The sequence below is a fragment of the Xanthomonas sp. SHU 199 genome, assembly GCF_000364665.1.
Classification (GTDB): Bacteria; Pseudomonadota; Gammaproteobacteria; order Xanthomonadales; family Xanthomonadaceae; genus Xanthomonas_A; species Xanthomonas_A sontii.
In genome coordinates this window covers 1-9,974 of sequence record NZ_AQOI01000521.1, presented here as the reverse complement: position 1 = coordinate 9,974, position 9,974 = coordinate 1, and the positions used below count along the sequence as shown (strand labels likewise).

At 70.4% G+C, this 9,974-nt stretch carries 11 protein-coding genes; 10 read left to right on the top strand and 1 reads right to left on the bottom strand.

The window, feature by feature from the left end; genetic code table 11:
* Positions 1-11: 11 nt before the first annotated feature.
* Positions 12-524, bottom strand: a complete 513-nt coding sequence (locus D183_RS0115935; protein ID WP_017909880.1) for a cytochrome b/b6 domain-containing protein — start codon at positions 522-524, stop codon at positions 12-14.
* A 275-nt stretch (positions 525-799) separates the two neighbouring features.
* Here D183_RS0115935 and D183_RS0115930 point away from each other — a divergent pair, with 275 nt between their 5' ends.
* The 10 genes from D183_RS0115930 to D183_RS24980 all read left to right on the top strand — a co-directional run.
* Positions 800-1,216, top strand: a complete 417-nt coding sequence (locus D183_RS0115930; protein WP_017909879.1) for a sugar 3,4-ketoisomerase — start codon at positions 800-802, stop codon at positions 1,214-1,216.
* A 4-nt stretch (positions 1,217-1,220) separates the two neighbouring features.
* Complete coding sequence (locus D183_RS0115925; protein ID WP_017909878.1) at positions 1,221-1,886, top strand: acetyltransferase; 666 nt, start codon at positions 1,221-1,223, stop codon at positions 1,884-1,886.
* Positions 1,887-1,891: 5 nt separating this feature from the next.
* Entirely contained in the window at positions 1,892-2,851 is a 960-nt protein-coding gene (locus D183_RS0115920) for a hypothetical protein (RefSeq protein ID WP_026144538.1), read from the top strand.
* Positions 2,838-3,773 carry a GNAT family N-acetyltransferase gene (locus tag D183_RS0115915; protein WP_026144537.1) on the top strand — a complete coding sequence of 312 codons (936 nt, stop codon included), beginning with the start codon at positions 2,838-2,840 and terminating at the stop codon, positions 3,771-3,773. Before D183_RS0115920 ends, D183_RS0115915 begins: the two co-directional genes overlap by 14 nt.
* The gene (locus tag D183_RS0115910) at positions 3,770-4,900 is read left to right on the top strand and encodes a DegT/DnrJ/EryC1/StrS family aminotransferase (RefSeq protein WP_017909875.1); all 1,131 of its coding nucleotides are present in this window, start codon (positions 3,770-3,772) and stop codon (positions 4,898-4,900) included. Before D183_RS0115915 ends, D183_RS0115910 begins: the two co-directional genes overlap by 4 nt.
* The gene (locus D183_RS0115905; RefSeq protein ID WP_017909874.1) at positions 4,897-6,150 is read left to right on the top strand and encodes an O-antigen translocase; all 1,254 of its coding nucleotides are present in this window, start codon (positions 4,897-4,899) and stop codon (positions 6,148-6,150) included. Before D183_RS0115910 ends, D183_RS0115905 begins: the two co-directional genes overlap by 4 nt.
* Complete coding sequence (locus tag D183_RS0115900) at positions 6,150-7,091, top strand: glycosyltransferase family 2 protein (RefSeq protein ID WP_017909873.1); 942 nt, start codon at positions 6,150-6,152, stop codon at positions 7,089-7,091. Before D183_RS0115905 ends, D183_RS0115900 begins: the two co-directional genes overlap by 1 nt.
* The gene (locus D183_RS0115895) at positions 7,088-8,254 is read left to right on the top strand and encodes a hypothetical protein (protein WP_017909872.1); all 1,167 of its coding nucleotides are present in this window, start codon (positions 7,088-7,090) and stop codon (positions 8,252-8,254) included. Before D183_RS0115900 ends, D183_RS0115895 begins: the two co-directional genes overlap by 4 nt.
* On the top strand, positions 8,251-9,111 hold the full coding sequence (locus D183_RS0115890; RefSeq protein WP_017909871.1) for a Wzz/FepE/Etk N-terminal domain-containing protein: 861 nt from the start codon (positions 8,251-8,253) through the stop codon (positions 9,109-9,111). The genes D183_RS0115895 and D183_RS0115890 overlap by 4 nt, the downstream gene beginning before the upstream one ends.
* 108 nt (positions 9,112-9,219) lie before the next feature.
* Positions 9,220-9,974, top strand: a 755-nt coding sequence (locus D183_RS24980; protein WP_039728072.1) for a class I SAM-dependent methyltransferase, incomplete at its 3' end; no start/stop codon positions are given.

Sequence of the window (9,974 nt, the reverse complement as noted above, 5' to 3'; positions counted from 1 at the left end):
GGAGACGCGGCTCAGCGGCGGCGCAGGAACGGCAGCATCCGTTGCAGCACCGCGTCGCGGCGGACGAGGTGGTGCCACAGCGCCGCGCCGATGTGCAGCAGGATCAGGCCGAGCAGCAGCCAGGCCGCGTCCACGTGCCAGGCGCCCATGGTGTCGGCGAGATCGGGATCGGGCGCGACCAGCTCCGGCAGCGTCGCGCCGAACAGATGCACCGGTTTGCCCATCGATTGGCTCAGCGCCCAGCCCAGCACCGGCAGGGTCAGCAGCAGCGCGTACATCACCACGTGGGTGGCGCCGGCCAGCAGGCGCATCAGCGCCGAACCGGCCTCCGGGTCGTGGCGCTTGCCCAGGCGCATCCGCAGCACGACGCGCAGGCAGAACAGGCCGAGCACGAACAGACCGAAGTGGCGGTGGCCTTCCAGCAGCCACTGTCGCCACATGCGGCCTTCGACTTCTTCGCGCAGCAGGATCAGCCCCGCCGCCAGCACCAGGCACAGCACGGTGAGCCAGTGCAGCCACACCATCGGCCGCGGCAAGGCGGCCGATGCGGTAGCGGGGGACACAGGTGGTTTCGGAGCGGCCAGCGTGGGCGAGGTCATGGCGGTACGCGGTGTCCTTGGGGCAACGAAGTGGGGCGCAGCCCGATGCCGGCGGGGCATCGCGGTAGCGGTGGTCGTCGATGGGTGCCGGCGCTGCGGCGAAAGGTTGCGTCGCGCGGCGCGCGGCCTCGCGCAACCTTTCCGCAGACCCGCGGCACTCAGCCTGGACACTCCGATGTGGAGCCCGGTCGGGCACTCTGATGGCAATCGAACGAATCCAGTTGCGGACGCACGGCGATGCGCGCGGGCAGCTCGTGGCGCTGGAACAACAGCGCGACGTGCCTTTCGACATCCGCCGCGTGTACTACCTGTTCGCCACCCGCAACGGCGTGCACCGCGGCCAGCATGCGCACCGCCATCTCAACCAGTTGGCGGTGGCGCTGCACGGTTCGGTGTCGTTCCTGCTCGACGACGGCAGTGGACCGATGCAGGTGGTGCTGGACGATCCGCGGCAGGGCCTGCTGCTCGGCAGCATGGTCTGGCGCGATCTCTACGACTTCAGCGAGGACTGCGTGCTGATGGTGCTCGCCGACCAGGCCTACGATCCCACCGACTACATCTTCGACTACGACGAGTTCCTGCGCGAAGCCGCGGGCCTGCGCCGGCAGGAGGCCTGAAGCCATGGCACGTCCCCTGGTCATCGTCGGCGCCGGCGAGCTGGCGCAGATCGCCTGCGAATACTTCACCCACGACAGCGACTACGCCGTGCTGGCCTTCAGCGTAGAGCGCGACTACCTGTCCACGCCGACCCTGGCCGGCCTGCCGGTGGTGGCCTACGAGGAACTCGAGCAACGCTATCCGCCGTCGCAGGTGGAGGTGTTCGTGGCGATTCCCGCCAGCGGCCTCAACCGGTTGCGCACGCGCTTCTACCTGGACGCCAAGCGCCGCGGCTACCGCATGGCCAGCTACGTCAGTTCGCAGGCCTTCGTCTGGCGCAACGTGGAACTGGGCGAGCACTGCTTCGTGTTCGAGCACAACGTGCTGCAGCCGTTCACCCGCATCGGCGCCAACTGCATCCTGTGGAGCGGCAACCACGTCGGCCACCGCACGGTGATCCATGACCACGTGTTCGTGGCCTCGCATGCGGTGATTTCCGGCTACTGCGAGATCGGCGCGGGCAGCTTCGTCGGGGTCAACGCCACGCTGAGCGACCGGGTCAACGTGGCCGCCGACAACGTGATCGGCGCCGGCGCGCTGCTGACCCGCGACACCGAGCCGGGACGCGTCTACGTCGGTGCGCCGGCGCGGGCGGTGGCCGGCAGGTCCAGCTTCGACGTGGACCTGTGAGGCACATGTTCGCCTGGCATAAACGTGGTCTTGTCTTCGATACCGCACGCGATGGGGTCGGCGGCTGGATGCTGCATTCGGCGCTGACGCCGACGCCGCTGCGCCTGGATGCCGAGCGTCTGCGCATCTACGCCGGCTTTCGCGACGACGCCGGCGTCAGTCGCATCGGCTACGTCGACGTGCGCGCCGACGATCCGACCCGGGTGCTGGGCGTTAGCGCAGCCCCCGTACTGGACATCGGCCGCGACGGCTGTTTCGACGACAACGGCATGATCCTCGGCGACGTGGTGCACGGGCCGGACGGTCTCTACATGTTCTACGTCGGCTTCCAGCAGGTGGCGAAGGCCAAGTTCCTGGCCTTCACCGGCCTGGCGGTGTCCATCGACGGCGGCGACACGTTCCAGCGCCGCCAGGACACGCCGCTGCTGGACCGCGCGCCGGGCCGCAGCACCATCGCTGCGGTGCATTCGGCGCGCTATCGCGCTGGCCGCTGGCAGCTCTGGTACGCGGTGGGCGACGACTGGGAATGGCTCGGCGGCACGCCGTATCCGCGCTACCACATCCGCTGCGTGGAGACCGACGATCTGCAGGCGATCCCGCGGCAGGACACCGTCTGCCTGCAGCCGCAAGGCGACGAATACCGCATCGGCCGCCCGCGAGTGTACCGATGCGATGGCCGCTACCTGATGCTGTTCACCCACGGCAGCCGCGCTGGCGCCTATCTGCCGGGCATGGCCGTCAGCGACGACGGCCGCCACTGGCAGCGCTGCGACGCGTTGCTCGGCCTGCCGCTATCGGCCGAGGGCTGGGATGCGCGCACGCTGTGCTACCCGGCGCTGATCCGCCACGACGCGCGGCTGCTGCTGTTCTACAACGGCAACGACATGGGCCGCGACGGCTTCGGCGTGGCCGAGGCGGTGCTGCCCGCTGGCACCGTCTGGGAGGATGACGATGCTGTCGGTTAGGGCCCACACAGCGGCCGACGCACCGCTGTGGGATGCCGTGGTGGATGCCTCGCGCAACGGCAATCTGCTGCACCGGCGCGGCTACATGGAGTATCACGCGGCGCGCTTCGTCGATGCCTCCTTGCTGGTCGAGGATGCCGGCACGCCGGTGGCGGTGTTCCCGGCCAACCGCGACGGCGACGTGGTGACCAGCCATGCCGGACTCAGCTATGCCGGTCTGGTGTCGACCCACGCGCTGCGCGCGACGGCCACGCTGGAGGTGTTCGAGCGCATCGCGGCGCATTACCGCGACGCCGGCGTGCGCACCCTGCTGTACAAGGCGGTGCCGCATCTGTTCCACCGCAGTCCGGCAGAAGAGGACCTGTACGCGCTGCATCGGTTCGGTGCGCGTCTTGACCGTCGCGACCTGTCCTCGGCGGTGCCGCTGCGCGTGCCGCCGCGCTTCGCCGCCGCACGCAAGCGCTCGGTGGCCAAGGCGCGCCGCGCCGGGCTGCACGTGCAGCGTGTGGACGACCCGGCGCCGCTGCATGCGCTGCTGGACGAGGTCCTGCAACGCCACGACGCGCGTCCGACCCACAGCCTGGACGAACTGCGCCTGCTGTGCGCGCGCTTCCCGGCGCAGATCGTGCCGTATGAAGTCCGCGACGGCGGCGACCTGCTGGCCGGCACGCTGGTGTACGACTTCGGCCACGTCGTCCACACCCAATACCTGGCCTGCTCGGAGCAGGGCCGCCGCGCCGATGCGCTGAGCCTGCTGCTGGCCGAGTTGATCGAACAGGTCTACGCCCAGCGCGACTTCCTCAGCCTGGGCATTTCCACCGAGCAGCACGGCCAGGTGCTCAATGCCGGCCTGGTCGAGCAGAAGGAGCGCTTCGGCGCGCGCGCGGTGGTTCACGATTTCTACCGTTGGGAGTTGCAATGAGCCTGCCGCCGGCCAGCGTGCCGTTCCTGGATCTGCGGGCAAGCAATGCACGCTATGCCGATGAGCTCAAGGCCGCAGCGGCACGGGTGATCGATTCGGGCTGGTATGTGCTCGGCGAGGAGCTGGAGGCGTTCGAGCGCGAGTTCGCCGCCTACTGCGGCACGGCCCACGCCATCGGCGTCGGCAACGGCATGGACGCGCTGACCCTGATCCTGCGCGGCTACCGCGCGCTGGGCCGGCTGCACGAAAGCGACGAGGTGCTGGTGCCGGGCAACACCTTCATCGCCAGCTTCCTGGCGATCAGCGAGAACCGGCTGCGGCCAGTGCCGCTGGAGCCGGAGGCGGCCAGCTTCAATCTGGATCCGGCGCAGGTGGAGCGGGCGATCGGCCCGCGCACCAGGGCGATCCTGGCGGTCCACCTGTACGGACAGCTGGCCGACATGGCCGCACTGCGTGCCATCGCCGAGCGCCATGGGGTGCTGCTGCTCGAGGACGCCGCGCAGGCGCATGGCGCGCGCCGCGACGGCCGCCATGCGGGCAGCTTCGGCGATGCCGCCGGCTTCAGCTTCTTCCCCGGCAAGAACCTGGGCGCGTTGGGCGACGGCGGCGCCGTGACTACCGACGACGCCGAACTCGCGGCGCAACTCCGCGTACTGCGCAACTACGGCTCGGACATCAAGTACCGGCATCTGCTGCAGGGCGTGAACTCGCGCCTGGACGAGCTGCAGGCGGCGCTGTTGCGGGTCAAGCTGCGCCACCTGGACGCCGATATCGCCGCGCGCCGCGCGATCGCCCAGCGCTACCTCGACGGCATCGCGCATCCGCAGATCGCCTTGCCGCAGGTGGCCGACCCGGCGGCGCATGCGTGGCACCTGTTCGTGGTGCGCTGCGCGCAGCGCGATGCGCTGCAACGGCATCTGCAGGCCCAGGGCGTGCACTGCCTGGTGCATTATCCGACGCCGCCGCATCGGCAGCCGGCCTATCCGGAACTGGCCACCCTGCAGTTGCCGCTTTGCGAGCGCTTGGGCGCCGAGGTGTTGAGCTTGCCGATCGGCCCGACGCTGGACGCTGCGGCGGTGGCGCAGGTGATCGATGCCTGCCAGCGTTTCGGGGGTGTGGCGGCATGAACGTGCTGCGCAGCGGCGTGTACAGCGGCGTGGCCACCGCGGCCAAGCTGCTGTCCGCGTTGCTGGTGCTGAAGCTGGTGGCGGTGTACGCCGGCCCGGCCGGGGTGGCCCGGCTCGGCCAGTTCACCAGCCTGATGTCGCTGCTGGCGGTGGTGGCCGGCGGCGGCATCGGCGCCGGCGTGGTCAAGTACGTGGCCGAGTACCGCGACGATACGCCGGCACTGGCCCGGCTGCTCGGCAGCGCACTCGGCTACGCCTGCGTCGCTGCGGTCGCGATGGGCGTGGCCGCGCTGCTGTGCAGCCGCCTGATCGCCGAGCGCCTGCTCGGCGATGCGCAGTACCAGCCGCTGATCTGCGTGCTGGCGGTGGCGCAGCTCGGCATTGCGCTGGCCAACTACATCCTGGCGGTGGTCAACGGTTTCATGGACGTGCGCCGGCTGGCCTTCGTCCAGGTCGCCGGCGCGGTGCTGAGCGTGCTGCTGGTGGCCGCGCTGGCGCACGGCATGGGCCTGACCGGGGCGCTGCTGGGCCTGGTGCTGGGGCAGGTGGCCTGGCTGTGCGCCGGCGTGCCGGCGCTGCGACGCAGCCCGTATTTCCGCCGCGAGATGCTGCGCATCCGTTTCGACCCGGCGATGGTGCGGCGACTGGCCGGCTTCTCGGTCATGACCCTGGCCTCGGCGCTGCTGCCGCTGCTGGTCAACATCGGCGTGCGCGATCACCTGGCCGGCCAGTTCGGCTGGCAGCAGGTCGGTTACTGGCAGGCGGTGAGCCGCGTGTCCGATGCTTATCTGCTGTTCTTCACCACCGCCATCAACGTCTACTACCTGCCCAAGCTGGCGGCGCTGCATACGCGGCAGGCGCTGTGGCAGGAACTGCGCGGTGCCTACCGTTACGTGCTGCCGACGGTGCTCCTCGCCGCAGCGGCGGTGTACCTGTGCCGCGACTGGATCACCCGGCTGCTGTTCTCGGCCGATTTCGCCGCCGCGCTGTCGCTGTACGCGCCGCAGCTGCTCGGCGACGTGCTCAAGATCGCCTCCTTCGTGCTGTCCTACCTGATGCTGGCCAAGGCGATGACGCGGCTGTTCGTGCTCTCCGAATGCCTGTTCGCCGCCAGCTACCTCGGCCTGGTGGTGCTGTTCACCGCGCGCATGGGCCTGATCGGCGCGGTCTACGCGTTCGCCTGCAACTATGCGCTGTACCTGGCGTTCAACATGCTGGTGGCGCGCCGCTACCTGCGAGGACTGGGCTGATGGACGCAACGTATACCCCGACGACGCTGCCGCTGGTGTCGGTGCTGATTCCGGCCTACAACCACGCGCGCTTCGTGCAGCGCTGCCTGGACAGCGTGCTGGAAGACCCGTACCCGAACAAGGAACTGGTGATCGTCGACGACGGCTCCAGCGACGGCACCGCCGAGCGCATCGCCGAGTGGATCGCGCAGCACGGCGACAGATTGCACGTGCGCTTCTGGCCACGCGAGAACCTCGGCATCGCCGCCACGCTCAACCACCTGGTGGCGATGGCGCGCGGCGAGTTCCTGCGCCTGGGGGCCAGCGACGACTATCTGCTGCCCGGCGGGCTGGGCGTACAGGTGGCCTACCTGAGCGCGCATCCGCACAAGGCCGCGGTGATCGGCGACGCCATCGTGGTCGACACCCAGGGCCGCACCGTGCACCAGAGCAGCATGCGCGACCTGCACGGCGTGGACAAACGCCTGTACCTGAGCGAGGCCGGCATCCGCCGCGCGGTGATCCGGCACTGGGCGGTGAGCGGGGCGGTGGCGCTGGTCCGGCGCAGCGCGCTGCAGCCGGGCGCCGAATGGGACGAGGGCCTGCGCATCGAGGACTGGGACTTCTTCCTGCGCCTGGTCGCGCGCGACGCCCTGGGCTTCCTGGACGTGGCGGTCTGCGCCTACCGCGTGCACGACCACAACGCCAGCCGCACCCGGCATCTGCCCAGCCGCCTGGCCAACCTGGCCGAGTCGCGGCAGGTGGCGTTGCGCCGCGCGCGCTTGTTCGATCCGGCCTGCCGCACCCTGCTGCACGCGCAGGCGCACTACATCGCCGCCAAGATCGCGTTCCTGCGGCGCAGCCCGCTGGCGCTGGGCGGACACCTGCTGGCGCATGCGTGGCTGTCGCTGTTGGCGCGGCTGCGCCAGGGCGGCCAACCGACGCTGGCCCAGCGCGGATGAGCCGCCTGCTGCGCCTGCCGTCGGCGTATTTCGGCCTGCCGCTGCTGCTGAGCTGCGTGCTGACCCTGCTCACCTTCGACCTGCCGCCGGGCTATCTTGCCGGCATCGCACTGCTGGCTGCCGTGGCGCTGGCGATGCTGGGCCTGGATGCGCTGCTCGGCATCCGCCTGCCGCCGCTGGCGGCGTTCCGGTCGCGCGAGTACGCCGGCACGCGCGAGGCCTTCGTCGCGCTCGGCCTGGCCGCGGCGGTGGGGCTGTTCTGCCTGCTGGACCTGCTGCTGTTCCCGATCCCGTTGCTGCACAACCCCTCCGCCTACGCCGACCTGAGCCCGCTGCAAGCGCACGTGCGGCATGTGTCGAACATGTGCTGGATCCTGCCGCCGATCGGCCTGCTGTGCGTGCGCGAGCGCAGCGTGCGCAACGCGCTGCTGCTGGCCGGCTTCGCCTTCCCGGTGCTGGTGATCGACCGCAACCGCCTGTTCGCGGCAGTGTTCAGCGTCGGCCTGTTGCTCTTGCTGCGCCGCGACCCGGCGCGGCCGTTGCCGTGGAAACGGGTACTGGCGCTGCTGTGCGCCGGCGCCGCCGCATTCTCGCTGTTGGGCACGCTGCGTTCCGGCTCGCTGGATTCGGTGGCGCTGCCGTTCGGCGCGCTGTACCGGGCCGCGCCACAGGGCATCAAATGGCTGCTGCTGTACATCGGCGCCGGCCCGTACAACTTCGGCGCGCTGCTCAGCAAGGGCTACGCCAACGCCAGTTTCCTGATCAACCAACTGGTGCCGCTCAGCGGTTCCATCGCCACCGCCGGGACCGGCATCCCGCTGGATGCGCCGAACATCAATGTCGGCACCGAGTTCCTGCCGTTCCTGCTGGCCGGCGGTCCCGGTGCCGCGCTGGCGGCGATGCTGGCGCTGTACGCGGCGCTGCTGTGGAGCGTGCGCCTGCTCGGACGCGGCGTGGCGCTGTTCAACCTGCTGGTGTTCCTGCGCATCGCCTACGCCTGCGTGATGTCGCCGTTCGCGCCGCAGGCGTTCACCTGGACCAATGCCGGCTTCGTCGCGCTGTGCCTGCTGCTGCACGCCTGCAGCGCCTTGCTGCCGAACCGCCGCGAGCCCGCCGCGGACGTGGCCCTGCCTTACGTTTCCCCGAGATCCCCGCTGCCATGACCGACACCGCCATGCCCCAAGACGAAATCTACCTGCTCGACCTGTGGCGGATCCTGCGGCGCGAATGGCGCTGGTGCCTGCTGCCGCTGCTGCTGGCATTGGCGTTGGCGGCGCTGTTCCTGCACGGCGCGACCCGCCAGTGGCAAGCGACCGCCTGGGTGCAGGTCGGCGAGTTCGGCCCGACCCCGTCCGGGCGCGACCCCAAGCTGGAGCCGTTCCAGCGGGTGATCGACCGGATCAAGACCCGGCAGTTCCAGGAACAGGTGCTGCACAGCGCCGGCGTGGCCCTGGACAGCCGCCAGGCCGCGCTGTACCGCGACAGCCTGAAGCTGGATCCCGACCCGTACGCCAACCTGATCCAGTTGACCCTGCGCGCGCAATCGCCGCAGCAGGCGCGACAACTGGCCACGGCCACCATCGCGCAGTTGCAGGCGCTGCACCGGCGCATCCAGGCCGGTCCGCTGCAGCAGGCCACCGCGCGGCTGCAGGAGCTGGCCGCGGATATCGCCGCCACCCAGACCGAGCGCGACCGCCTGCAGCAGCAGCGCGAAGGCCGCGGCAGCGTCGAGCAGCAATTGCTCGGCAACATGCTGCTGTCGGAGAAGACCACCACGCTGCGCGGCCTCAAGGCCGAGCGCGAGGATCTGCTCGGCCGGCTCGGCACGCGCTACACCTACGACACCTCGGCGCCCTGGGAGACCTACGTGCCGCCGCGCGCGGCGTTTCCCAACCCGGTGCTGGTGCTGGCGGCGGCGCTGCTGGCCGGGCTCGGCGGCGGCGTGCTGGCCGCGGTGGTGCGCAATGCGCTGCGCCGGCGGCAGGCGCGGCCGACAGAGGCAAGCGTCGCCGCCGCATAACAGCAGCTCGTCGATTCAACCAAATGGCGCTGCCGCCGCACCTACCTGCAGTCCCGCGCGCTCGATGCGCGCGGATTCCGACAAGGGCAGGGCAGTGGAGAGGTGCAGGTGACAGCGAATGGCAAGGCGGGTGCAACGGCGCACACGACCACTCTGGACCCGGTGCGGTTGCTGGACACGCAGCGCGCCTTCGACAGCGTGGCCGCCGATTACGACGGCCCGCGCGGCAACAACGCGCTGATCCAGCGCATGCGCACCACCCTGTGGGACACGGTGGCGACGCAGTTGCCGGTCGGCTCGCGCCTGGTCGATCTGGGCTGCGGCACCGGCCTGGATGCGCACGCCTTCGCCCAGCGCGGCTACCGCGTGCTGGCCACCGACTGGTCGCCGCAGATGGTTGAGCGCACCCGCGCCCGCGCGCAGGATTCGAGTCTGCGCGGCCGGCTCAGCGTGGCCCATGTCGGCATCCAGCAACTGGATCTGCTCGACGGCGAGTTCGACGGCATGTACTCCAACTTCGGCCCGCTCAACTGCGCGCCGGATCTGCCCGACGTCGCGCGCCACTGCGCACGGCTGCTGCGCCGCGACGGGCGCCTGGTGTTCTCGGTGATCGGCCGCCTGTGCCCGTGGGAACTGGGCCACTACCTGCTGCGCGGCCGCGTTCGCCGTGCCGCCGTGCGCGCCGCACGTGGCGCCACCGCCGTGGGCATGAACGGGCACACGATCTGGACCTGGTACTACTTCCCACGCGAGTTCTACCGCGCGTTCGCGCCGCATTTCGCGCTGGAGTCGTACCGCGCGCTCAGCCTGTGCCTGCCGCCGCCGTACCTGGTCGACCACTACCAGCGCCATCCGCGCCTGGG